The sequence below is a fragment of the Streptomyces sp. NBC_00358 genome, from assembly GCF_036099295.1.
GTDB lineage: Bacteria > Actinomycetota > Actinomycetes > Streptomycetales > Streptomycetaceae > Streptomyces.
Genome location: NZ_CP107976.1, coordinates 2015406 through 2039814, shown reverse-complemented (window position 1 = coordinate 2039814; position 24409 = coordinate 2015406). Strand labels below are relative to the sequence as shown.

19 protein-coding genes are annotated in these 24409 nt (G+C 71.2%); 14 read left to right on the top strand and 5 right to left on the bottom strand.

The window, feature by feature from the left end; all coding sequences use genetic code 11:
- The first annotated feature begins 279 nt into the window (after positions 1-279).
- The 4 genes from OHT01_RS08475 (at position 280) to OHT01_RS08460 (ending at position 4849) form a co-directional block, all read left to right on the top strand.
- Positions 280-1470 carry a DUF3500 domain-containing protein gene (locus OHT01_RS08475; RefSeq protein WP_328552510.1) on the top strand — a complete coding sequence of 397 codons (1191 nt, stop codon included), beginning with the start codon at positions 280-282 and terminating at the stop codon, positions 1468-1470.
- A complete protein-coding gene (locus tag OHT01_RS08470) occupies positions 1467-2873 on the top strand; it encodes a HupE/UreJ family protein (protein ID WP_328552509.1) in 1407 nt (468 codons plus the stop codon). The genes OHT01_RS08475 and OHT01_RS08470 overlap by 4 nt, the downstream gene beginning before the upstream one ends.
- A gap of 352 nt (positions 2874-3225) precedes the next feature.
- On the top strand, positions 3226-3777 hold the full coding sequence (locus OHT01_RS08465) for a beta-class carbonic anhydrase (protein ID WP_328552508.1): 552 nt from the start codon (positions 3226-3228) through the stop codon (positions 3775-3777).
- Positions 3778-3997: 220 nt separating this feature from the next.
- Positions 3998-4849 carry an acyl-CoA dehydrogenase family protein gene (locus tag OHT01_RS08460; protein ID WP_328552507.1) on the top strand — a complete coding sequence of 284 codons (852 nt, stop codon included), beginning with the start codon at positions 3998-4000 and terminating at the stop codon, positions 4847-4849.
- Here the strand turns inward: OHT01_RS08460 and OHT01_RS08455 are convergent.
- Positions 4810-5499 (bottom strand): GntR family transcriptional regulator, encoded by a 690-nt coding sequence (locus tag OHT01_RS08455; protein ID WP_328552506.1) that lies wholly within the window; start codon positions 5497-5499, stop codon positions 4810-4812. The two genes, OHT01_RS08460 and OHT01_RS08455, sit on opposite strands and share 40 nt — an antisense overlap.
- 304 nt (positions 5500-5803) lie before the next feature.
- Between OHT01_RS08455 and OHT01_RS08450 the strand changes: the two genes are divergently transcribed.
- The 7 genes from OHT01_RS08450 (at position 5804) to frc (ending at position 15198) form a co-directional block, all read left to right on the top strand.
- Positions 5804-6283, top strand: a complete 480-nt coding sequence (locus OHT01_RS08450) for a formate dehydrogenase subunit gamma (protein WP_328552505.1) — start codon at positions 5804-5806, stop codon at positions 6281-6283.
- A complete protein-coding gene (locus tag OHT01_RS08445) occupies positions 6280-7893 on the top strand; it encodes a formate dehydrogenase beta subunit (RefSeq protein WP_328552504.1) in 1614 nt (537 codons plus the stop codon). Before OHT01_RS08450 ends, OHT01_RS08445 begins: the two co-directional genes overlap by 4 nt.
- A complete protein-coding gene (gene fdhF / locus OHT01_RS08440; protein WP_328552503.1) occupies positions 7890-10712 on the top strand; it encodes a formate dehydrogenase subunit alpha in 2823 nt (940 codons plus the stop codon). The genes OHT01_RS08445 and fdhF overlap by 4 nt, the downstream gene beginning before the upstream one ends.
- 31 nt (positions 10713-10743) lie before the next feature.
- Positions 10744-10932, top strand: coding sequence for a formate dehydrogenase subunit delta (locus OHT01_RS08435; RefSeq protein ID WP_328552502.1), 189 nt, complete (start codon positions 10744-10746; stop codon positions 10930-10932).
- 17 nt (positions 10933-10949) lie between these two features.
- Complete coding sequence (locus tag OHT01_RS08430) at positions 10950-11882, top strand: LysR family transcriptional regulator (RefSeq protein ID WP_328552501.1); 933 nt, start codon at positions 10950-10952, stop codon at positions 11880-11882.
- A 212-nt stretch (positions 11883-12094) separates the two neighbouring features.
- The gene (gene oxc / locus OHT01_RS08425) at positions 12095-13846 is read left to right on the top strand and encodes an oxalyl-CoA decarboxylase (RefSeq protein ID WP_328552500.1); all 1752 of its coding nucleotides are present in this window, start codon (positions 12095-12097) and stop codon (positions 13844-13846) included.
- Between the two features lie 95 nt (positions 13847-13941).
- On the top strand, positions 13942-15198 hold the full coding sequence (frc, locus tag OHT01_RS08420; protein WP_328552499.1) for a formyl-CoA transferase: 1257 nt from the start codon (positions 13942-13944) through the stop codon (positions 15196-15198).
- A gap of 90 nt (positions 15199-15288) precedes the next feature.
- Here frc and OHT01_RS08415 read toward each other — a convergent pair whose 3' ends face one another.
- Positions 15289-15729, bottom strand: a complete 441-nt coding sequence (locus OHT01_RS08415) for a PAS domain S-box protein (protein ID WP_328552498.1) — start codon at positions 15727-15729, stop codon at positions 15289-15291.
- Between the two features lie 140 nt (positions 15730-15869).
- Here OHT01_RS08415 and OHT01_RS08410 point away from each other — a divergent pair, with 140 nt between their 5' ends.
- Complete coding sequence (locus tag OHT01_RS08410) at positions 15870-16262, top strand: hypothetical protein (RefSeq protein ID WP_443043368.1); 393 nt, start codon at positions 15870-15872, stop codon at positions 16260-16262.
- Positions 16263-16384: 122 nt separating this feature from the next.
- On the opposite strand, the gene OHT01_RS08405 is transcribed toward OHT01_RS08410, so the two are convergent.
- Positions 16385-16963, bottom strand: coding sequence for a TetR/AcrR family transcriptional regulator (locus OHT01_RS08405; protein WP_328552497.1), 579 nt, complete (start codon positions 16961-16963; stop codon positions 16385-16387).
- Between the two features lie 364 nt (positions 16964-17327).
- Between OHT01_RS08405 and OHT01_RS08400 the strand changes: the two genes are divergently transcribed.
- The gene (locus tag OHT01_RS08400; protein ID WP_328552496.1) at positions 17328-18785 is read left to right on the top strand and encodes an MFS transporter; all 1458 of its coding nucleotides are present in this window, start codon (positions 17328-17330) and stop codon (positions 18783-18785) included.
- Positions 18786-18852: 67 nt separating this feature from the next.
- On the opposite strand, the gene OHT01_RS08395 is transcribed toward OHT01_RS08400, so the two are convergent.
- Together OHT01_RS08395 and OHT01_RS08390 are read right to left on the bottom strand one after the other, a co-directional pair.
- Positions 18853-20433, bottom strand: a complete 1581-nt coding sequence (locus OHT01_RS08395; protein ID WP_328552495.1) for an aromatic amino acid ammonia-lyase — start codon at positions 20431-20433, stop codon at positions 18853-18855.
- A 113-nt stretch (positions 20434-20546) separates the two neighbouring features.
- Positions 20547-21506 carry an ABC transporter substrate-binding protein gene (locus OHT01_RS08390; RefSeq protein WP_328552494.1) on the bottom strand — a complete coding sequence of 320 codons (960 nt, stop codon included), beginning with the start codon at positions 21504-21506 and terminating at the stop codon, positions 20547-20549.
- Positions 21507-21849: 343 nt separating this feature from the next.
- On the opposite strand from OHT01_RS08390, the gene OHT01_RS08385 reads away from it, so the two are divergent.
- Positions 21850-24408, top strand: coding sequence for an ATP-binding protein (locus OHT01_RS08385; RefSeq protein ID WP_328552493.1), 2559 nt, complete (start codon positions 21850-21852; stop codon positions 24406-24408).
- Position 24409 lies beyond the last annotated feature (1 nt).

Below are 24409 nucleotides of genomic sequence, written 5' to 3'. Positions count from 1 at the left end.
ACAATCGCACGGGGATGGCCGGATGCCTGCCGTGTGATTCATCGCTGCCCTCAACCGCTGCCGAGCGGTCAGTAGTTGTGGGCAATCGTCCGGTGTTGCGCGGACACAGTGATCTCGAAGTCGGCCGATGGGCGCTGCCCGTACGGCCGGGACGTCATTCCGGATTCAAAGGAGTGGTTCGTGAGTAGAGAAAGAACCCGTCGAGTGCGCATACGACGGACTTGGCGAGCCATAGGCGGCGCCGTCACCGCAATTGTGCTGGGCGGTGGCGGTTTTGCTGTGGCGAATGCCTCGACGGTTGAGCAGGCCGGTAATTCGGCCGCCGTCCATCGGCCGGTCGACCAGCACGCCACCGGCGCGAAGGCAGTGGTCAGCGCCGCCAACGCGTTCCTGAACACGCTGGACGCGGACCAGCAGTCGGAGGTGCTGCTGGACTTCTCCGAGGCGAACGCGACGGCGTGGTCGAACCTGCCGTGCGGCTCGTCCTGCCGGCCCGGCATCCGGCTCGGCTCGCTGACGGATACCCAACTGGCCGCCGCCATGAAGGTGTTGAAGGTCGCCACGGGTGGCGGCAAGGGCACCGGGTACGACCAGATCACGCAGATCATCAAGGCCGACGACGTACTGGACGCGGCGCAGAGCTCCAGCTCCGCCTCCGCGCCGGCTCCTGCGGACAGCGCGTCCGGCACGACCTCGGCCGACCCGTCCGCCTCCGCGGACCCGAGCTCGTCGGCCACCGACGCTCCGACGGCCACGGACGCTCCGACCGGCACCCCGCCGTCCGGCGGCCCTGGCGGCGGTGGAGGCGCGTTCGGCTACGGCAGCGGTGTCTACTTCATGGCGTTCCTGGGCACCCCCTCGGCGGACGGCACCTGGCAGTTGCACTTCGGCGGGCACCACCTCGCCGTGAACATCACCTACCGGGACGGCCGGCCGGTGAGCGGCAGCCCGTTCTTCATCGGCGTCGAGCCCACCACCTGGACCGGGGACGACGGCACCACGTACACGCCCCTGGCCGAGCAGCGAGACGGACTGCTCGCCCTGACCGGCGGCCTGAACACGGAGCAGTTGGCGAAGGCCAAGCTGTCCGAGTCGTTCAGCGACGTGCTCCTCGGCCCCGGCAAGGACGGCCAGTTCCCGGAGACGAAGGAGGGCGTCCCGGTCAGCTCGCTCACACCCAAGCAGAAGCAACTCGTCCTGCGGGCCATCCACCCCTGGGTCGCCAACGTGGACGACGCCACCGCGAAGCGGCTCATGAAGACGTACGCGCACGAGCTGAACCAGACCTACGTCGGCTACTCCGGCGGCACCGGCCTGGACACCCAGGGCGACTACGTGCGCATCGACGGCCCCGGCGTCTGGATCGAGTTCGTCTGCCAGAGCGGTGTCGTCTTCCGCGGCCAGATCCACTACCACTCCGTGTACCGCGACCACACCCGCGACTACGGAAGCGAGTTCAGCTTCTCATGACCCGACCGCGGAACTGGCTGACCACAGCACTACGCCTGGTGGCCGGGCTCGCGATCGCGGTACCGGCGGCGCTCCTGCTCGGGGCGCCGTCGGCCGCCGCGCACCCGATGCCGCACTCGGTGGTCCGGCTCGACGTGTACAAGGCCTCGGTCACCGCTCGGCTGGAACTGCCGGTCGACGACTTCTCCCGGGCCAGCGGGATCGACCTGAACAGCGTCGAACCCGCCGCCCTGCCCGCAAAGGCGACGGCCATCCGCGCGTACCTCGGCCGGCACATCCGCCCGACAACCCTTCGGGGCGAGGCCTGGCGGGTCGGCATCGGCGCACTCGGTCTCAGCCGCACCGAGCAGACCTCGACCGGCCCCTACCGGGAGCTGGTCGCCGAAGCCGTGCTCACCCCTCCGCCCCGCGGGGACGTACGGCACTTCACCCTGCACTACGACGTGATCGTCCATCAGGTCGTCACCCATGTGACGCTGGTTTCCGTACGACAGGACTGGGCCGCCGGCCGGGTCGGGGGCGGAGGTGCCTCCCAGGTCGGCACCATCAGCCTCGACATCCGGCACATGAAGGTCCCGCCCCTGACCGTCGACCTCGGGAACGGCAGCACCTGGCGCGGCTTCGTCGCCATGACCGAACTCGGCGGCGAGCACATCCTCACCGGCACCGACCACCTGCTGTTCCTGCTCATACTGCTCCTGCCCGCACCGCTGCGGGCCACCGGGCGGCGCTGGCACGGTCTGGTCGGCGCCCGTGCCGCGCTCGGGCGCATCGGCCGCGTCACGATCGCCTTCACCGTCGGCCACTCCGTCGCCCTGGCCGCCACCGCCCTCGGCCGACTGGAGATCCCCGGCCGGCCGGTCGAGGCCTTCATCGCCGTCAGTATCCTCGTCGGCGCCGTCCACGCGGTCCGCCCCCTGTTCCCGGGCCGGGAAGCGGTGGTGGCGGGCGTCTTCGGCCTCGGCCACGGCATGGCGTTCTCCTTCGTGCTCGCCGAGATGCACCTGTCCACCGGGCAACTGGTGTTCAGCCTCTTCGGCTTCAACCTGGGCATCGAACTGGTCCAGTTGCTGCTGGTCTGCCTGGCGCTGCCCGCACTGCTGGTGATCGCCCGGCTGAGGGTGCAGCCCGCGCTCCGGGTGGGCGGGGCACTGATCACCGCCACGGCGGCCGTCGGCTGGCTGGCCGACCGGCTCGGCCTGCCCAACCCGGTCGCCCGGACGGCCGACGGCGCCGGATCCCACACCACGCTGACGCTGGCCGCCCTCGCGCTGTCGGCGGTCGCCGCCGGCGGGTGGGCGCTGTCCACTCGGTGGCGTTCGCCGGGCGAACCTGCCGGCGGCGCCCACCTCGGGTCACGGCCGCGGCCACGGTCTCGACTGGGGGCGGAATCCGAGGTGTGAGGGTGTGCCCGCTGCCTGGGGTCTGGACAGGGCGAGTGGTGCGGCCGCGGACAAGAGGAGCGGAGCGGTTCTGGACGGGGGTGGCGCGGCTCTGGACAAGGGGTGGTGCGGTCTGAGAATACTGGTCACCGCATACCGTATGCATAATCCGGTCGCGCTTCTCCCGTGACGTCCCGGGTCACCGGCCGCCCGGATCCGCGCCGAGTGCCTGACGGGGCGTCGCGTGGGAATGCTCATCGATGCGGTCGTGTCCACGGCGTTCCTGCTGTGGACACGACCGCGTGTCCGCGATCATGTGTACGCGACGTGACGAGTGGTCTTCTCGATATCGACCGGAGTGAGGTAGCCCACCATGACGACTCCAACTCCCCGTCTCGCCCAGTCCCCCGACCGCCTCCCGGAGGGCGCGACGGTCATCGACCGGCTCGTGACGGCCAACCGGGTGTACGCCGCCGGGTTCGTGGACCCCGGCATGGGGGCCAGCCCGGTCCAGCGCGTCGCCGTCGTGGCCTGTATGGACGCCCGGATCGACCTCCACGCCGCGCTCGGTCTCCAACTGGGCGACTGCCACACCATCCGCAACGCGGGCGGCGTCGTCACCGACGACACGATCCGTTCCCTGACGATCAGTCAGCGCGCTCTCGGTACACGGAGCGTCATACTGATCCACCACACCGGCTGCGGTCTGCAGAGTCTGACCGAGGACTTCCGGCACGAACTGGAGATGGAGGTCGGACAGCGGCCGGCCTGGGCCGTCGAGGCCTTCCGTGACGTCGACCAGGATGTGCGGCAGTCCATGCAGCGCGTGCGTACGTCACCGTTCCTGCCGCACACCGATGATGTCCGCGGGTTCGTCTTCGACGTCACGACCGGCCTGCTCCGGGAGATCGACCCGCGAGGCTGAGTCGCGTCCGCCCCCTTGCGCCGGGCGGGTGTCCGGGTGGCCCGCCCTCGTAGCCGAGGGGGTTCGTCTCCGTCCACCCGTCCGTGCCGCGAGGCTCGCGGGCGGGCAAGCGCCTGTGCCTCTGTCTCCACGGATTCGCCGCCGCGCCCTATGGCGCACCCTGACATGGGTCAGCATACTGTATGCAATTGCCGGTCGTTCCCGAGGAGGGGGTCGCCCCGTGTCCTACCTTTCTTCTCTCTCCGCTGTCCTGGCCGAAGTTGTCGCGCCCGACGCCGAACCGGCCGCCAGGGAAGGCAGGTTCCCCCGTGGCGCGGTGGCGGCGCTCGGCCGGGCGGGGCTGCTCGGTCTCACCGTGCCGCGGGAGTTCGGCGGCGGCGGGCTCGGACCGGCGGAGTCTGTGGACGTGGTCGTGCGGACGGCGCGCGTCTGCCCGGCGACGGCTGCCGTGCTCGCGTCCCACTTCGCCGCCATGGCCGCCATCGAGTCCTGTGGCGGTTCCTGGGTGCGCGGCGAGATCGCCGCCGGCCGGCACCTCACGAGCCTCGCCCTGAACGAGTGCGGTCCCGGTGAGTGGGGAGCCGGGATTCCGTGCGGGAGGTCGTGCTCGGTCGCGACGTGCTTCGCCGACGTCGTCGCCCTGCGGGGCCGCAAGCGGCAGGTGGTCGCGGCGGGCGAGGCCGACAGCTACCTCTGGTCCTCCCGGCCGCTCGCGGGGCCGGACGGTCTGACGTTGTGGGTCGTTCCGGCGCAGGCCCAGGATCTGTTGGTCCCCGCCGGGCCCGGCGGGGTGGGGCCCAGCGGCAGCGGGACCTCCACTCTGTGCGCGGATCCGGTGCTGGTTCCCGCCGACGTGATGCTCGGGCGGGACGGCGGAGGGCTCGACATCCTGCTCCGTGCCGTACGGCCGTGGCTGCTCGAACTGAGGTCCGCGATCGGTGACGACCCCCTCGTGATCGGCGTCCACGCCCTCGGGCCCGGCTTCGGCGACGACGTCGTCGGAACCGGTGCCGACCGCGACAACCCGGTCGATCAGTCCTGGTCCGCCCCGGCGGCGAGTCGCTTGCGGTAGAAGGCGGTGGTGCGCTCGGTGTGCTTGCGCATGACCTCACCGGCGCGGTCCGTGTCGCCCTTGGCGATGGCCCTGATGAGCTGGGCGTGCTCGTTCCAGGCCTCCTTGCCGCGGGGCCGGGCGATCGGCGTGTAGTACCAGCGCACCTTCTGGCTGACACCCGCGATCAGTTCGGCCAGCACGGCGTTGTCGGCGACGGCGGTGATGAAGGCGTGCAGGGCGGTGTTGGCCGCGACCAGCCGGTCGACGTCGGTCACGGCGAGGGCGTCCACGCCCTCCTGGTGCAGCTCCCAGAGCCGCTCCACGTGCTCGGGCTTGGCGTGCTGGGCGGCGAGTTGGGCCGAGTAGGTCTCAAGGACCGCGCGGACGCCCAGGAGTTGGGCGGCCTCCTCCTCGGTGGGGGAGTGGACGAAGGCGCCCTGAGCGGGACGCAGGTCGACCCATCCGTCGGTCTGGAGCCGTTGCAGCGCTTCGCGTACCGGCTGCCGGCTGACCCCGAGGTGTTCGGCGAGCTCGGCCTCGACGAGATGCTGGCCGGGCTTGAGTGAGCCGCTGACGATCAGCTCGGTCAGGGCGTCGTACACGGCCTGCCGCAGTGGCGCCGGGCGGGTGACGCGCCGGGACGCGGCGGCGGTGAGTGCCTCACGCATGGGAGCCCCGTTCTGCCACCGGGCCCGCGGGGCCGACGGCTCTTCCAGGAGGTGGCCGCCGAGAGGGTCGCCGACGGCTGCGTCAGCATACAGGTTTTGGTATGCAAGGCGGGGGGCCGTCTCGGGCGTGATCCCAGGCGGGCCGGGGTGTCGCCCGCTCCTCCGAACCGTCCGTCGGCCAAGTCCCGCCCCCGTGTACGGGATTGAGCCCGATTGAGTTCTGTATACAGAAGCCTGTATGGGGTAGTGTCTCAGTCTCCCGGAAGCAGTGCCGGGGACCCGCGTGACGGAAGGCGGAGCGATCATGACGACCAGCGCGAGTGACGTGACGGTCGAGAGCGTGGTCCGGAGAGCGGCGGCCGGTCATCGGGACCAGCGCGGTGCGCTGCTGCCCGTACTGCACGCCGTACAGGCCGAGTTGGGGTATGTGCCGCACGAGGCGGTTCCGGTGCTCGCCGACGAGTTCAACCTCTCCCGGGCGGACGTCCACGGAGTGGTGACCTTCTATCACGACTTCCGCCGCGAACCCGCCGGACGTACCACCGTGCGCATCTGCCGGGCCGAGGCCTGCCAGGCGCTGGGCGCCGACGGGCTGGTGGCCTACGCCCGCGAGGCCGGACTGACGCTCGGGGAGACGAGCGCGGACGGTGCCGTCACCGTCGAGCAGGTCTTCTGCCTCGGCAACTGCGCCCTCGGCCCCTCGGTGGAGGTCAACGGCCGACTGCACGGACGGGTCGGCCCCGCCCGGCTGGGCGCGCTGCTCGACGGGACGGTCTCATCGTGAACGACTCGGCGCACCCCACTGCGACGGTCTACGTCCCCCGTGACTCGGCGGCCCGGTCGGTCGGCGCGGACGAGGTCGCCAGCGCTCTTCAACAGGCCTCCGCACGAGGTGACTTCGACCTCGACGTCGTACGCAACGGATCACGCGGCATGCTCTGGCTGGAACCCCTCGTCGAGGTGGTGACCCCGCACGGCCGCGTCGGATACGGCCCCGTGGGCCCGTCCGACGTCGAGGAACTGCTCGCATCCGGCATGCTCGACGGCGCCGACCATCCCCTGCGGCTCGGTGTCGTCGACGAACTCCCCTGGCTGGCCCGGCAGAACAGGGTCACCTTCGCGCGGGTCGGCGTCACCGATCCGCTGTCCACCGACGACTACGTGGCCCACGGCGGCCTCGCCGGGCTGCGTGCCGCGCTGGAGCGGCCGCCCGCCGACGTGGTCGCCGAGGTCACCGCCTCCGGACTGCGCGGCAGAGGCGGCGCGGGATTCCCGGCCGGCGTCAAATGGAAGACCGTGCTCGACCGGGCGGACGAGCTGAAGTTCGTGTGCTGCAACGCCGACGAGGGCGACAGCGGCACCTTCGCCGACCGGATGGTCATGGAGGGCGACCCGTTCCTGCTCATCGAGGGCATGACGATCGCCGCACACGCGGTCGGGGCGAGCGAGGGCTACCTCTACATCCGCTCGGAGTACCCGGACGCGGTGGCCACCATGCGGGCCGCGATCGGCATCGCCCGCGAGCACGGCTGGCTCGGCAAGGGAGTTCTCGGCTCCGCGCTCGACTTCGACCTGCACGTGCGCGTCGGCGGCGGCGCGTACATCTGCGGCGAGGAGACCTCCATGCTGGAGAGCCTGGAGGGCAAGCGCGGAATGGTCCGCGCCAAGCCCCCGATCCCGGCGATCGAGGGCTTGTTCGGCAGGCCGACCGTGGTGAACAACGTCCTGACCCTCGCGACGGTCCCCGTCGTGCTCGCGTCCGGCGCGCGGGCGTACCAGGAACTCGGCGTCGACCGCTCGCGCGGCACCCAGGTCTTCCAGCTCGGCGGCAACATCGCGCACGGCGGCGTCGTCGAGACCGCGTTCGGTGTCACCCTGCGCGAACTGGTCGAGGACTACGGCGGCGGTACGCACTCCGGGCGCCCGGTGCGCACCGTGCAGGTCGGCGGGCCGCTCGGCGCCTATCTGCCGACGTCCATGTTCGACCTGCCGATGGACTACGAGGCCTTCGCGGCGGCCGGGGCGATGGTCGGCCACGGCGGGGTCGTGGTCTTCGACGACACCGTCGACCTGGCCGCACAGGCACGCTTCGCGATGGAGTTCTGCGCCGCGGAGTCCTGCGGCAAGTGCACGCCGTGCAGGGTCGGTTCGGTACGCGGTGTCGAGGTCATCGACCGAATCGTGGCCGGCCGGCACCGGGACGAGAACCTGGCACTGCTGGAAGACCTGTGCGACCTGATGACCGACGGTTCCCTGTGCGCGATGGGCGGGCTGACCCCGATGCCCGTACGCAGCGCCCTCACCCATTTCCCCGACGACTTCCTCGCCCGCGAACCGGGCCGGGAGGCCGCCTCCCGGCAGACCGGCGGCGCGCGGACGGAGGGCACGGCATGACACTGCTCAAGGAACCCGACTTCGGTACCCCGGAACGCCCCGGCGAGGCCACGGTGTCGGTCGAGGTGGACGGGCTGGCCGTGACCGTTACCGCGGGCACGTCGGTGATGCGTGCCGCGGCCCTCGCCGGCGTCGACATACCCAGACTGTGCGCCACCGACAGTCTGGAGCCCTTCGGTTCCTGCCGGCTGTGCGTGGTGGAGATCGACGGCAGGAGGGGCACCCCGGCCTCCTGCACCACCCCGGTGGCGGACGGCATGAGGGTGAGCACCCAGACGCCGAAGGTGGAGAAGCTCCGCCAGGGCGTCATGGAGCTCTACATCTCCGACCACCCGCTCGACTGTCTGACCTGCCCGGCCAACGGCGACTGCGAACTCCAGGACATGGCGGGCGTGGTGGGCCTGAGGCAGGTGCGCTACGGCTACGAGGGCGAGAACCATCTCGACGCCGGGAAGGACACGTCCAACCCCTACTTCGACTTCGATCCCTCCAAGTGCATCGCCTGCTCCCGCTGCGTGCGGGCCTGCGGCGAGGTGCAGGGCACGTTCGCGCTGACCATCGAGGGGCGCGGCTTCGACTCCAAGGTCTCGCCCGGCGCCGCCGAGACGTTCAAGGACTCCGAGTGCGTCTCCTGCGGGGCCTGCGTCCAGGCCTGCCCGACCTCCACCCTCCAGGAGAAGTCGGTGGTCGAACTCGGCATGCCGACCCGGTCGGTGGTCACCACCTGCGCCTACTGCGGGGTCGGCTGCTCCTTCAAGGCCGAGCTGCGCGGCGACGAACTCGTGCGGATGGTGCCGTACAAGGACGGCGGCGCGAACGAGGGCCACTCGTGCGTCAAGGGCCGCTTCGCGTTCGGCTACGCCACCCACCCCGACCGGGTGCTCGGTCCCATGGTCCGCGACAGGATCACCGATCCCTGGCGCGAGGTCGAGTGGGACGAGGCGATCGGCACGGTCGCCCGGCGGATGCGGGACATCCAGGCCCGGTTCGGCGTCAGTTCGATCGGCGCGATCTCCTCGTCACGGTGCACCAACGAAGAGGTGTACGTCGTCCAGAAGATGGTCCGGGCCGCGTTCGGCAACAACAACGTGGACACCTGCGCCCGCGTCTGCCACTCCCCGACGGGATACGGGCTGAAGCAGACCTTCGGCGAGTCGGCCGGCACCCAGGACTTCCGCTCCGTCGCGGAGGCCGACGTCATCATGGTGATCGGGGCCAACCCCACCGACGGACACCCGGTGTTCGCCTCCCGGATGAAGCGACGGCTCCGCGAAGGTGCGGAGTTGATCGTCGTCGACCCGCGCCGCATCGACCTGGTGCGCTCCCCGCACATCGAGGCGGCGCACCACCTCCAGCTCAGGCCCAGCACCAACGTCGCCGTCGTCAACGCCATGGCGCACGTCGTCGTCACCGAGGGTCTGGTCGACCGGTCCTTCGTGGACCGCAGGTGCGAGGGGTTCGACGAGTGGGCGCGGTTCGTCGCCCTTCCCGAGAACAGCCCGGAGGCCACCGAGGAGATCAGCGGCGTTCCCGCCGCTCAACTGCGGTCCGCCGCCCGGCTGTACGCGAGCGCGCCGAACGGAGCCGTCTACTACGGCCTCGGTGTCACCGAACACAGCCAGGGCTCGACCATGGTCATGGCAATGGCCAACCTCGCGATGGCGTGCGGCAACATCGGCCGCGACGGTGTCGGGGTCAACCCGCTGCGCGGGCAGAACAACGTGCAGGGCTCGTGCGACATGGGTTCCTTCCCGCACGAACTGCCCGGCTACCGCCATGTCTCCGACGACGCCGTACGCGAGGTGTTCGAGAACCTGTGGGGCGGCACCCTCCTCGCCGAACCGGGACTGCGTATCCCCAACATGTTCGACGCCGCGATCGACGGCACCTTCCGCGGACTGTTCGTGCACGGCGAGGACATCGCCCAGTCCGACCCCAACCTCCAGCACGTCACCGCCGCGCTCGAAGCGATGGAACTCGTCGTCGTGCAGGACCTGTTCCTCAACGAGACCGCCAAGTTCGCGCACGTCTTCCTCCCCGGCGCGTCCTTCCTGGAGAAGGACGGCACGTTCACCAACGCCGAGCGGCGGATCAACCGGGTGCGCGCGGTGACGAAGCCGAGGACGGGCAGGCACGAGTGGCAGATCGTGTGCGAGATCGCCACCGCGATGGGCTACCCGATGGCGTACGACCGTCCGAGCCGGATCATGGACGAGATCGCCTCGGTCACCCCGACGTTCACCGGTGTCTCCTTCGACCTGCTCGACAGACTGGGGAGTGTGCAGTGGCCCTGCAACGCCTCGGCGCCCGAGGGGACACCGGTGATGCACGTGGACGAATTCGTGCGCGGCAAGGGCAGGTTCGTCGTCACCGCGTATGTGCCGACCAACGAGCGCAGCACCCGTCGCTTCCCGCTGGTACTCACCACCGGGCGCATCCTCAGCCAGTACAACGTCGGCGCGCAGACCCGGCGTACCGGCAACGTCGCCTGGCATCCCGAAGACGTCCTGGAGCTGCACCCGCACGACGCGGAGGTGCGCGGCATCACCGACGGCGCGCTGGTGACGCTGGCCAGCCGGGTCGGGCGGACGACGCTGCGGGCGGAGATCTCCGACCGGATGCCGGCCGGCGTCGTCTACACCACGTTCCACCACCCCGTGACCGGCGCCAACGTGGTGACCACCGAGAACTCGGACTGGGCGACCAACTGCCCCGAGTACAAGGTGACCGCCGTACAGGTGGGGCTCGCCCATCCGCTCGGACACGCCGGGAGGACACCGGAACGGGCCGCCGCCGGTGGTCCCACGGTGGTGGACTGAGATGGGCGCGACCGTGCCACCGGAGCCCCGCATGGCCAACGACATCGCGGTGAACCTCGGCCACCTGCCCGGTGAGTCGGCGGCCGAGGCGGTCGCGGGTCACATCGCCCGGTTCTGGGATCCCCGCATGCGCTCCCGGCTCCTCGCGTACGCCGACGCCGGATCCGACGGGCTGCATCCCCTGGTGATCGCGGCGGTGCGGCTCCTGCGAGCGGGGTGAAGGGGAGGTGGAAACGCATGCTGTTCCGGCAGCTGGAGTACTTCGTGGCGGTCGCCAGGGAGCGGCACTTCGCGCGGGCCGCGGAGTCCTGCTACGTCTCGCAGCCCGCGCTCTCGGCGGCGATCGCCAAACTTGAGCGGGAGTTGAACGTCACGCTCATCAACCGCGGGCACAACTACCAGGGCCTCACCCCGGAGGGCGAACGGCTCGTCGTGTGGGCCAAGCGGATCCTCGCCGAACAGGACGCCTTCAAGGCCGAGGTGGCCGCCGTACAGTCCGGCATCACCGGAACGCTCCGCCTGGGGACGGACCCCACGGCCTCGACGACCCTGGCGCTGCCCGTGGCCGCGTTCTGCGCGGCGCACCCGCTCGCCAAGGTGCAGGTCCGCTCCCGGCTCTCGACGAAGGAACTCCACCGCCAGCTCAGGGACTTCGAGCTGGACGTGGCCATCGCCCACTTCGACATGGGCGACCGGGAGGGCCTTCAGGTGGTCCCCCTGTACCAGGAGCGGTACATGCTGCTGGTCTCCGAGGACCGGCTGACGTCCCAGGCCTCCGCCATGTCGTGGGCGGACGCGGCCCAACTGCCGCTCGCGCTGCTGACCCCCGACATGCGGATCCGCCAGATCATCGACGGCGTCCTCGCGGACAAGGGTTTCGTGGTGACACCGCAGGTGGAGACGGACTCCATCGCCGCGCTCTACGCCCATGTCGGCGGCGGAGACTGGGCCAGCATCGTTCCGCACACCTGGCTGCGCGCGATGCCCGTGGCCGGCCGGACACGCGCGCTGCCGCTGGTCGACCCGGAGGCCGGCGCCCAGGTCTCGGTGGCGATCCACGCGGCGACCCCCGGTTCGGTCGCCGCGCGGGCCTTCGTGAACGCGGCGACGGGCCTGGCGCTCGACGACTTCTTCGCACAGCCCCTGCCGCACGAGCGTCGCGTGCGCTGACCCGTAGGACGGCCCGCGACGCGAGGTCGTCGGAGAACATCCAGGGCCTCCACCGCGCGCCGGTGGAGGCCCCGTCGCGAGGCCCGGACCAGCCGTCGATAGACGCCGGTTATCAGCTGGTCGCCGATCGGTCTTGGACGCGGACGAGCGGGCTGCGGAAGGTGGGAGGAGGAGCCGCACCGACAGGACCTGCCCAAGGAGGACCTCGGACCATGACCGACCCCTCGACACCGGAGACCCCGGCGAACGCCCATGTGCCGACCGAGCTCACCGACGGGTACCACCTGGTCGTCGACGCGCTGAGGATGAACGACGTCGACACCGTCTACGGGGTGGTCGGCATCCCGATCACCGACCTGGCCCGCCTCGCGCAGGCGCGCGGCATCCGCTACCTCGGCTTCCGGCACGAGAGCAACGCGGGGCACGCCGCCGCCGCGGCCGGCTTCCTCACGAAGAAGCCCGGCATCTGCCTGACCGTGTCCGCGCCGGGCTTCCTCAACGGTCTGGTCGCGCTGGCCAACGCCACCACCAACTGCTTCCCCATGGTCCAGATCTCCGGTTCCAGCGAGCGGCACCTGGTCGACCTCAGGCAGGGCGACTACGAGGAGATGGACCAGCTCGCCGCCGCGCAGCCGTTCTGCAAGGCCGCCTACCGGGTCGGCCGCGTGGAGGACATCGGCCGGGGCATCGCCCGCGCGCTGCGCACCGCGGTCTCCGGGCGCCCCGGCGGTGTGTATCTCGACATCCCCGCCGCGGTGCTCGGTTCCATCATGGACGCGCAGGCCGGCGCGCGGACGCTGAGCCGCCTCGTCGACCCCGCCCCGCGCCAGCTCCCGGCACCCGAGGCGGTGGACCGGGCGATCGAGCTGCTCGCGGGCGCCGAACGGCCGTTGGTGGTGCTCGGCAAGGGCGCCGCGTACGCGCGGGCCGACGACCGCATCCGTGAGTTCGTCGAGTCCACCGGCATCCCCTACATCCCGATGTCGATGGCCAAGGGCCTGCTGCCCGACGACCACCCGCAGTCGGCGGCCACCGCCCGTTCGCTGGCCCTGCGGAAGGCCGACGTCGTGATGCTCGTCGGCGCGCGCCTCAACTGGCTGCTGAACCACGGCGAGGCACCCCAGTGGAACCCCGACGCGCGGTTCATCCAAGTGGACATCGAGGCACGGGAGATGGACAGCAACCAGCCCATCGCGGCCCCGCTCGTCGGAGACATCGAGTCGGTGCTCGACGCGATCGCCGAGCGGGCCAAGCCCGGACGGATCGCGGCGCCCGCCGCCTGGCGCGAGGAACTGGGCGCGCGGTCGGCGCGGAACGTGGCGAAGATGGCGGAGCGACTGAAGGCCGACCCGCACCCCATGCAGTTCATGGGCGCCCTGAAGGCCGTACGCGACGTCGTGCGCGAGCACCCGGAGACGTACATCGTCAACGAGGGCGCGAACGCGCTGGACGTCGCCCGCAACATCATCGACATGCACGTGCCGCGGCACCGCCTCGACAGCGGCACCTGGGGTGTCATGGGAATCGGCATGGGCTACGCGATCGCCGCGGCCGTCGAGAGCGGGGCCCCGGTCGTGGCCGTCGAGGGCGACAGCGCCTTCGGGTTCAGCGGTATGGAGCTGGAGACGATCTGCCGCTACCGGCTGCCCGTCGTGACGGTCGTCATGAACAACGGCGGTGTCTACCGCGGCGACGACGTCAACCCCCTCGGCGACGCGCCCTCGCCCACCACCCTGATGCGCGCGGCCCGCCACGACCGGATGATCGAGGCGTTCGGCGGCAAGGGCTACCGCGCCACGACGCCCGCCGAGGTCACCGCCGCCCTCACCGAAGCACTGGCCCGCGGCGGCCCGGCGCTCATCGACTGCGTGATCGACCCCTCCGCCGGGACGGAGAGCGGCCACATCGCGCACCTGAACCCGAAGGGCATCACCGTCGGCAACATCACGCCGGCCGGCAAGTGAGCCCCGAACTCAACGCCCATTCAGCCGACTTGCGTACAGCCTGCGTGGGTACGGCCGGCCTCCGCACCGCGATCGTTCACGAGAAGGAATCCACCATGAGTGAAAAGCCGCTCGCCGGAATCAAGGTGATCGACTTCACCGGCGTCCAGGCCGGTCCCGCGTGCACGCAACTGCTCGCCTGGTTCGGCGCCGACGTCATCAAGGTCGAACGCGTCGGCGGAGGTGATGTGACGCGTCGTCAACTACGGGACATCCCCGACCTCGACGCCCTCTACTTCACCATGCTGAACAGCAACAAGCGTTCCCTGGCCATCGACACCAAGTCCCCCGAGGGCAAAGAAGTGATGGAGAGGCTGATCCGCGAGGCCGACCTCCTGGTCGAGAACTTCGCGCCGGGCGCCATGGACCGGATGGGTCTCGGCTGGGACCACATCCACGCGCTGAACCCGCGTCTGATCTTCGGCTCGGTCAAGGGCTTCAACGACGACTCCCCGTGGAACGACCTCAAGGTGTACGAGAACGTCGCCCAGGCGGCCGGTGGTGCCGCGTCCACCACCGGGTTCTGGGACGGACCGCCCACCATCAGCGGCTCGGCGCTCGGGGACAGCAACAGCGGAATGCACCTGATGATCGGGCTGTTGACCGCGATCATCCAGCGCGACGCGACCGGGCTCGGCCAGAAGGTCTCGGTCTCCATGCAGGACGCCGTCCTCAACCTGACCCGGGTCAAGCTGCGCGACCAGCAGCGCCTGGAGCGTGTCGGCTACCTGGAGGAGTACCCGCAGTACCCGAACGGCGAGTTCGGCGACGCGGTGCCGCGCGGCGGCAACGCCGGCGGCGGCGGACAGCCCGGCTGGGTCCTGAAGTGCAAGGGCTGGGAGACCGATCCCAACGCCTACATCTACTTCACCGTCCAGGAGCAGAACTGGGTCCGCACCTGCGAGGCCGTCGGCCGCCCGGAGTGGGCGGACGATCCGGAGTACGACACCGCCCTGGCGCGCCAGCCGCACATCATGGATATCTTCGGCGAGATCGAGAAGTGGCTGGCGGACAAGACCAAGTACGAGGCGGTCGACATCCTGCGCACCTTCGACGTGCCGTGCGCGCCCGTGCTCAGCATGAGGGAGCTCGCCGAGGACCCCGCCATGCGCAGGAGCGGCACGATCGTCGAGGTCGAGCAGAAGGAGCGCGGTACCTATCTGACCGTGGGCAGTCCGATCAAGTTCTCCGCGTTCAAGCCCGAGATCACCGGCGCTCCGCTGCTCGGGGAGCACACCGACGAGGTGCTCGCGGACCTCGGCTACGACGCGGACGCCATCCGCGGACTGCGCGAGGGGAAGGTCGTCGCCTGACGCCGTGAACCGGTGTGCCCCGCGAACGGATGCCGTCCGCGGGGCACTTGGCGTTCCGGGAGGGCTCCTGGGGCCGTCTCCCCGATGGCGTCACACCGTCGCGCGGCCGGTGCCGGCCTCGGACCGGCGCCGCATCGTCTCCCGCTCCCGGGCGCGCCGCGCGGTGACGTCGCGGATGACGGCCCCCACGTAGGGGGCGCCGTCGCTCCCGGCCAGCAGCACCACGCTGAACTCGACGGACAGGGTCCTGCCGTCCGCCGCCAGTGCCGGGACCGTCAGCAGGTCCGCGTCGCCGTACCTGGTGGCACCCTTCTCCACGGCCGCGCGGAGGCCGTCCCCGTGCCGACGGCGGTGCTTCTCCGGGATGATGACGTCCAGGCTGCGGCCGTCCGCCTCGGCCGCCGTGAACCCGAAGATGCGCTCGGCGCCCCGGTTCCAGTAGCGGATCAGGTTGTCACTGTCGACGATCACCACTCCGTCGGGCGCCTGGGCGGCCAGGCCCAGGATCACTTCGGGATCGAGCTTGTCCATGTCGCCTCCGAACCGGGGCCAGTGGTGCCGACAGTATACAGAATCCCGGACCGAAGTCCCTTGCGTGCCAGGGCTGTTGGCGCCGGTGATGATGTCACGGGCCTCTGGTGATCGGGCGCCGCCCGTGGGATCGTCTCGCGGTGACCGAAATTGGTGTTGGAGAGACGGCTTCGGGGCGACCCGATGACCGGACGGCGTCCGTTCTGCGCTTCGCGACCGAGATCGTGGCCTGGGTGGCCACCCCCTGGGCCCTGTCCGGCTACTCGTGGCCGCTCGCCGTGCTCTCCGTCGTGGTGCTGATCGGCCTGCCGACCGTCTTCGCCACACCGGGGGACAAGAGCAACGTCCTTGTCCCGGTGCCGGGTTGGGTGACCGTGCTGCTGGTGCTGCTGCAACTCGTCGCGGCGGTGGTGTCCTCGTGGCTGGCCTGGCCCGGCTGGGCGGCGGCCCCGGTCACCGTGCTGGCCGCCGCCACGTGCGTCACGGAGCGGCGACGCTGGCGGTGGCTGTACCGCACCGGTTCCGCCCGGTAGACCGCGGCGGAGCCGCCCCGGCCGGTTCCGCGAGCGGGCGGCGGCCGCCGGTCGCGCGGTCGCCGGGGAGGGAGGGCGGAGGGGACGACCGTCCCCGGCGTCCCGCCCTGTCGGCCCCCTGGTCAGCGAGGGGCGCGGACCCCGTCCAGTGCCACCGACAGGACGCGGTCGCGCTGGGCGTCGTCGAGGAAGTTCGTCGCGGTGATGCCCGAGACCATGCGCAGCAGGTCGTCGAAGTCCATGTCGGTCCGCGCCGCTCCGGCGTTCTGGGCGCGCTCGAAGAGGGGGCCGCCGGCCGCGTACATGGACTCCCGGCAGGCCAGGAAGATCTCCGACTCGTCGTTGAGGGCCTCCCGGATGGCCCGTTTGGTGACCGTGTAGTCCACGAAGCGGCGCAGCCATGACGTCAGGGCCGCCCACGGCTCCTGGCCGGCGACCTCCTCGGCGACCCGGCACAGATCGTCGACCTCGCCCGCGTAGACGCTCTCGAAGAGATGGCGGCGGGTCGGGAAGTTCCGGTACAGCGTGCCGATGCCGACGCCCGCGCGGCGTGCCACGTCCTCCAGGGAGGCGTCCGCGCCACTCTCGGCGAACGCCTCGCGGGCGGCCGCCAGCAGCGCGTCGTAGTTGCGGGCCGCGTCCTTCCGGTGCGGCCGCCGGGACGCGACGATCTCGCTGACGGGGAACGGCTGTGCCGTCACTGCTGCCTCCCGGCTGGATCGGGTTGAAGCGGAGGTATGCCTCCGCTACAGTGGAGGGGTACCTCCACTTTACCAGTCGGGGTGCGTTCGGCGTGGACGCGTGCGGCCGCACGCGCACCCGACGCGTTCGCATCCCCGCCGTCGAACCTCGGCGGCCCGTGCGGGCGACCGTTCCGCACAGTCCGCCCTCCGACCGCTTTCCGACCGTCCTCTCGGCGACGGTCCGCACGGTGACCGTTCCGTTCCGCGACCTCCATCGCGGCCGTCGGCGTGCCCGGCGTCGCCGCGCGTTCCGCGTACCCCGCCCGTCCCGTACGACCGTGGCCCGACGACCTCGGCCGCATCCTGTCCGGAGAGGCTTTCCATGCCCCGCACGTCCACCCGCCTCACCTTCGCGGTCCTCGCGACCGGTGCCGGTGTGTTCGCCATGCTGCAATCGCTGATCGCGCCGGCCCTGCCGACCGTCCAGCACGCGATGCACACCTCCCAGTCCACCGCGACCTGGGTGATGACCGCCTATCTGCTGTCCGCCTCCATCTTCACGCCCATCCTCGGCCGGGTCGGCGACCTGGCGGGCAAGAAGCGCACCCTCGTCGCCGTGCTCCTGACCGTCCTGGCCGGCTGCCTTCTCGCCGCGCTCGCGCCCACCATCGGCGTCCTCATCGTCGCCCGGGTCGTCCAGGGTGTCGGCGGAGCCCTGTTCCCGCTGTCCTTCGGCATCATCCGGGACGAGTTCGCCGCGTCCCGGGTGAGCGGCAGCATCAGCAACCTGTCCGCCGTGATCGCCGCGGGCGGGGGAGTCGGCATGGTGGCGGCCGGTCCGATCGTGACCGCGCTCGACTACCGCTGGCTGTTCTGGATCCCCGTCGCGGTTGTCGCGGTCACCGCGCTCATCGCCCTGCGTTACGTCCCCGAGTCCCCCAACCGCGCCCAGGGGAAGGTCAATTGGCTCGGTGCCGTGCTGCTGTCGGGCTGGCTGGTGGCGCTGCTGCTGCCGCTGAGCCAGGCGAGCCACTGGGGCTGGGGATCGGGCAAGGTGATCGGTCTGTTCGCCGCCGCCGTACTGCTCCTCGCGCTCTGGCTGCGCTCCGAGGCCCGCTCCCGCAGCCCGCTCATCGACCTGCGCATCATGCGGCTGCCCGCCGTGTGGACCACCAACACCGCCGCGCTGCTGTTCGGCGCGGGCATGTACGCGATCTGGTCCTTCCTCCCCGGGTTCGTGCAGACCCCCGGCTCGGCCGGCTACGGCTTCGGCGCGAGCGTGACCGCGGCCGGACTGCTCATGCTGCCGATGCTGATCGCGATGTTCTGCTCGGGCGTGCTGAGCGGCCGGCTGGAACCCGTCCTCGGCGCCAAGAAACTGCTGGTCGCCGGTGCGGCGCTCGGCGCGGTCGCCTGCGCCATCCTCGCGCTGTGGCACGACAGGCCGTGGCAGGTCGCCCTCGCGGCGGGTGTCTTCGGCCTCGGCATCGGACTCGCCTTCGCGGCGATGGCCAACCTCATCGTCGGCAGCGTCCCGGCCGAACAGACCGGCGCCGCGACCGGGATGAACGCCAACATCCGCACCATCGGCGGGTCCATCGGCGCCGCGGTGACCAGCGTCCTGGTGACCGGCCGGGTCCAGTCCTCGGGGCTGCCGTACGAGTCCGGGTACACCCACGCGTTCACGCTGCTCGCCCTGCTCTGCCTGGCCGCGGCGCTGGCCGCGCTCCTCGTCCCCGCCCGGCGAGCGGTACGGCTCACCGGCGCACCCCGGGCCTCCGGGCAGACCATGACCGGCACGACGGAGCCCGAGGCCGTCGCCCCCGGTGCGCGAGGCTGACGTCCCGGACCGTCCCGGACCGTCCCGGACCGTCCCGGGACGGTCCGGCTCCGGCGCCCGTGGACGCTCAGTCGTCGCCGGTGAGTCCGGCGAACTCGTCGAGCAGGACCGCCGCGGCGGTCACATCGTCCGTGAGGGGGCGGTCGCCCATGTCCGGGTCCAGGACCGCCGCCGCGCGGACGTAGGCGCGGCCGGCCGGAGTGTCCGGCGCGGGCCGAGTACCGCGCAGCCGCAACGCCCGTACGGCGGCCACGAGTTCGCAGGCCAGGACCAGCCGGTAGGCCGGCGCCAGCCGCAGCGACTTGCGGGCCGCCTGGGTCGCGAAGGTCGCCGCCTCCTCCATGCCGTGGGAGAGCACCACGTGCCCGAGCGCGGCCGGGGTGGCGCACGCCTGGATCTCGGCGAGGGCGGAGGCGGCGCTGTACTCCAGGATCATCATTCCCGACCCGGCCGAGGAGGCGTCGGCCAAGTAGGAGCGCAGCCCCGTCAGTTCGGGCCGGCCGAGGCCGGACAGCCGGGCCGCCGAGAGCCGCGCGGTGCCGAGTACGGCGAGCCCGAGCTGGTCGAGGGCGAGAGTGAGCGGCGCGGTGAAGAAGCCGCCGTGGTGCAGTGCCACGGGAACGCCCGTGGTCTCGTCCCAGCCGATGAGCGGGTTCTCGGTGGCGGAGTTGAGATCGATCGAGAGCACCCGTTCCAGGTTCGACCACGCCTCTGTCGCGGGGCCGTGGACCTGCGGGAAGCAGCGGAAGCCGAAGGGGTCCTGGACCCGCGCCGGCACTCCGCCCGGCATCCCCTGCGGGGCCGTTCCGCCTCCGGCCCCGACGCCGAGCAGCCCCCGGACGCGGGCCGCCGCCTCGGCGATCGCGGGGTGCGGATGCGCCGCGTGGACCTCGGGCGCGTACGGCTCGACGGAGCCGCCCACCGCGTACAGGGACAGCGCGGCCACGGGATGGGCGGCGCGGAGCGGGACGCCGAGGTCGTGACTGGCGAGCGCGGACTGTCCGAGGGTGAGGGCGTTGCTGCTCAACAGGGCCAGCGCGTCACCGTGTCGAAGAGGCAGACTCTCGGGGAGGTGGCCCCCGGGGAAGGCGTTCTCGGCGCCCGCGTCGTCGCGCAGCCAGGTGCCGTGGCCGAAGAGGGCGAGCCCCAGTTGGGCCAGCGCCGTCAGATCACCGGTGCCCACGGACCCGTACTCGGGGACCCGGGGATGCACTCCCGCACGGAGCGCGTCCAGGACGGCCACCGCGATCTCCGGGCCCGATCCCGAGCCCCCGGCGAGGAGTTGGTTGGCCCGCACCACCATCATCGCGCGGACCTGGCGCGGCGGCAGAGCCTCGCCCACACCGCCCGCGTGGCTCAGCAGCAGCCGCAGGTCGTGGCCCGCCCCGTCGTGTTCCTCGACGGCCTGCCCGCGGTGCGCTCCCACACCGGTGCTGCGCCCGTAGACCCGTGTTCCCTCGGCCGCCAGCCGCCGCGCGGCGAGCCGGGTGCGTTCCATCGCCTCCAGTGCCGCCGGATGCGGGGAGGCCGGTGTCGCTCCGTCGGCGATCCGGGCCACCGCGGCGGCATCGAGCCCCTGGCCCCGCAGAGCCGCACCGGGCGGTGCGGTGCCGCCGCCGGTGGCCGGGTCGGCAGTGCGCTTGAGCATGACGGACGTTCACTCCTTGGCCGTACGCCGCCGTAGGACCGGGCCGGGGGACGCACCCCCGGCCCGCAGGCACCCGTCAACCGGTTGCCGGCACCGACGTCTGACGTCCTGCGTCAGCCGAGCTTCGTCGAGGCGAGCCAGTTCTTCGCCACGTCCAGCGGGTCCTTGTTGCCGTCCTGCACCTCGCTGTTGAGCTTCACGAGGGTTTCCGTGTCGAGCTTCGTCGAGATGTCATTGAGGGCCGAAACTCCGGCCGCCGGCAGAGCGCTCTTGTATGTCAGCGGAGTTACGTTCTCGAATCCGAAGAGATTCTTGGGATCCTGCAGCACGACAAACTTGTTCTTGCCGATTCCGGGGTCCGTCGAGAAGATATCCGCGGCCTGGATGCTGTTGCCCTTCAGGGCCGCCACGGTGAGCGGGCCGCCCGCGTCCAGCGCCTTGAAGCTCTTGAAGTCGAGACCGTATACGGACTTCAGCCCCTTCAGACCCTGCTGCCGGGTCTGGAACTCGGGGGACCCGCCGATGACCAGGTCCTTCGCCGAGGCGGTGAGGTCGCTGATCGTCGACTTGTCCGTGAGGTTGTACTTCGCGGCCGTGGCCTGGTTGACGGCGATCGCGTCCTTGTCCTGGGCGTCGGACGGAATCAACAGGGAGAGCTTCGGGTCGAGTTTGGCGGAGATGGCCTGGCTGGTCTCGTCGACGCTGGCCGGAGCGGCCTTGGCGTCCAGGTAGGCGAGCAGCGCGCCGTTGTACTCCGGGAGGACCGTGATCGTGCCGTTCTTGATCAGGCCGTACGTGGTCTCGCGGCTGCCGATGTTCAGCTTGTAACTGACCTTGATGCCCTTGGCCTTGAGTGCCTCGCCGTAGATGTCGGCGAGCAGGATGCTCTCGGGGAAGTTGTTGGAACCGACAACGACCGTGCCGCCCTTGGCGGAGTCGCCCGCCAACGGGTCATTGCTGCCTGAGCCGTTGGAGGAGCCGCAGCCCGTCAGCGCGGCAGCGGCTACAACCAGCAGGGAAACAGCATGGGTTGTGGAGGTTCGGGTGCTTCTGGCGATGGTCACGTTGGTCATCCAGACTTGGCGATCGGTGGGGCGTGGTGGCCGGTGGGCACGGGTGGTGACGGTCCTGACGATCCAATCGAGCCGCCTCAACTACCGTCAAGACACGAATAGATCACTGATGGGGACCGTACAGCTTCAGCCCGTAGGCGCAACGTGACCGATACCAGAGCGAATCAGGCGTCCATGCGTGCCACTTTTCGGTTGATCATGGCCGTACTCTTACGGCAGCCGCTAGTGTTGGCCGCGTCGAGGGCCCCCTTCCACTTGTCGGCCCGATCGCGCTGTTCGTGACCATTGATCCATACAGGCCTGCCCATGGGCTTCCAACGGGGAATGAAGTCAAGGAGGTTGGGTGCCCGCGCACAGAAAAGCCGCCTCGGGGCAGCCGTCCACGGCTCTTCGGACCGGCCGGACACCATCCCTGCTGGACCGCTGGCCTTTCCGCCGGAAACTCAATGTTCTGGTGATCGTGCCGCTCGCCGTCATCTCCGCGATGCTCTCCTATGTCGTCTCCGGCGAAATGGACAGGGCCAGGTCGGCCGCTGACACCGCCCGGCTCGTACGGGACAGCACCCAGGTGGCCCGGCTCATCGACGCCGTGCAGACCGAGCACCGGCAGGCACTCCTGGTGTCCCTGCGCCACGAGGCGGCCCGCCCGGGGGACCGCCCGCCGGACACCTCCGCCTACCTGGACGCGCAGGAGAAGGTCGGAACCCGCATCGAGGCAGTCAGGGCCGCCTACGGCGACCGGCTGCCCGCGGACGAGGCCCAGGCGCTGAAGGAACTGGAAGGCCTGGACAGCCTCCGCAAGACCGTCGAGGACGGACCGATCCCCGCCGACAACATCGACCCGGCGTACGGATCGGTGGTCGAGGGACTCATCGACGGCCTCGGTCTCGGCCTGTCGGGCAGCGAGTCCTCCGCGTCCGCGGGCAGTCTGCTCGACGCGCTGCTGCGCGCCGACACCGCCCACGCCTCCTTCGAGACCAGCGTCTTCGCCGCCCGCACCCGCGACTCCAACGCGCTGATCGAATTCACCGGCGCCGTCGGCGACTTCGACCAGTACACCTACCAGGCCGAGCGGTTCACCCGGTTCGCCGGCCCGGACCAGGGCACCGATCTCGCCGAGATCGAGCACAGCCCGTACCAGAGCGTCATCACCCAGCACTGGGCCGCGCTCCAGGTCGACCCCGGAGCGCTGGTGGCCGAGGACGATACGCAACTGCGCACAGCGCTAGACGACGCGCTGCGCGCCGGCCCCACCTATGAGCGGCAGGCCGAGAACCGGCTGAAGGTCGTGCAGACGCTGATCGGCGGGATCGCCGCCGACGCCCAGTCCGCGTCGAACGCCGCCTGGTGGCGGGTGGTCTGGCTGATCGCAGGCAACCTGTGCGCCTTCGCGGCCTGGCTGCTGTTCTCCGTCCTGACCCGCCGTTCCGTCGTGCGCACCGTGCGCACCCTCACGGCGGCGGCCCAGCACGTGGCCGGCGCCGCCGAGTCCGAGCTCGCCCGCGTCGCGGACGACGACGCCGACGACGCGAGCCCGCCCCGGCTGGAAGCCGTCCCCGTGCCGGTGCGCGACGAGATCGGTGAACTGGCCGAAGCCTTCAACCAGGTTCAGGTCACCGCGAGCGCCCTGCTGGCGCGCCAGGCCGTCAGCCGGCGCAACATCGCCGAGATGTTCGGCAACGTCGGCCGCCGCGTCAGCAACCTGACCGCTCGTCAACTCGCCCTGATCGACTCCGTGGAGCGCGGCGAGACCGACCCCGAGGTGCTGGACCGGCTCTACCGCATCGACCACATCGCCGTCCGCCTCCAGCGCAACGCCGACAGCCTCATGCTGCTCGCCGGCATCAGCGAGACCGGCCTCAACACCGAACCGATGCGGCTCAGCAACATCGTCCGCGCCGCGCTCGGCCAGATCGAGGGCTACCAGCGGGTCACCCCGCACGCCGAGGGCGATGTCACCGTGGTCCCCGACATCGTCGGCGACCTGACACTCATGCTCGCCGAACTCCTGGAGAACGCCGTGATGTTCTCCCCGGCGACCAGCGGCGTCGAAGTGGTCCTGCGGCCCCGGCACGGAGGGGGCGGAGCCCTCGTGGAGATCATCGACCACGGACTCGGCATGAGCCCCGAGCGACTGGAACAGGAGAACGCCCGGCTGATCCGGCGCGAACGCCTCGACCTGGCGCCGACGGAGGTGCTCGGTCTGTTCGTGGTCGGCGGCCTGTCCCGGCGCTGGGGCATCGAGGTCGTCCTGTCCCGCACCCCGGGCGGCGGCGTCACCGCCACCGTCGCCGTGCCCATGTCCCACCTCGTGGCCGGCGACCCGGGCACCTCCGCGGCGCGGGCCCCGCGCATGCAGCCGCCCGCCCGGCATTCCGGCCCCAGCGAGCCCCGCCCGGCCCGGGTCGTGTCGCCGCCCGGACCCGCGGGCCTGCCCCGCAGGGTGCCCGCGCGTGCCCAGAGCGCGGAGCCCCCGCCGCACGCCCGCCGCTCCGAACCGGCGACGGACACCGGTGCCGAGCGCGCGGCGACGCACGGCGCTACCCGGCCCGGCCCCGGGGCCGACCCCGGGCCCAAGGGCCCGGCGCGGTCCGGCGACGCCGGACCGCTGCGCCGCCGGGTGCGCGGGGCGACTCTGTCGGCCGGCACGGCGGCGAGCCGGCTGCCCCGGCCCAAGGATCCCCCCACCCACCGCAGGCCGCCCTCCTGGCAGCCCACGGACGCCGAGGCGGCGCGCTCCGAGCTCGACGAGTTCGAAGCGGCGGTCCTGCGGGCCGAGCGCGAGAGCGCGACCGAGGGTTTCCCCACCGGGGCGATCCGGCCGGGCGGCAGACCCGGCGGCCCGGCCGAACCCGACACCCAGAACAGAAGACCCACTTCCCCGGAAGGCATGAGCACGTGAC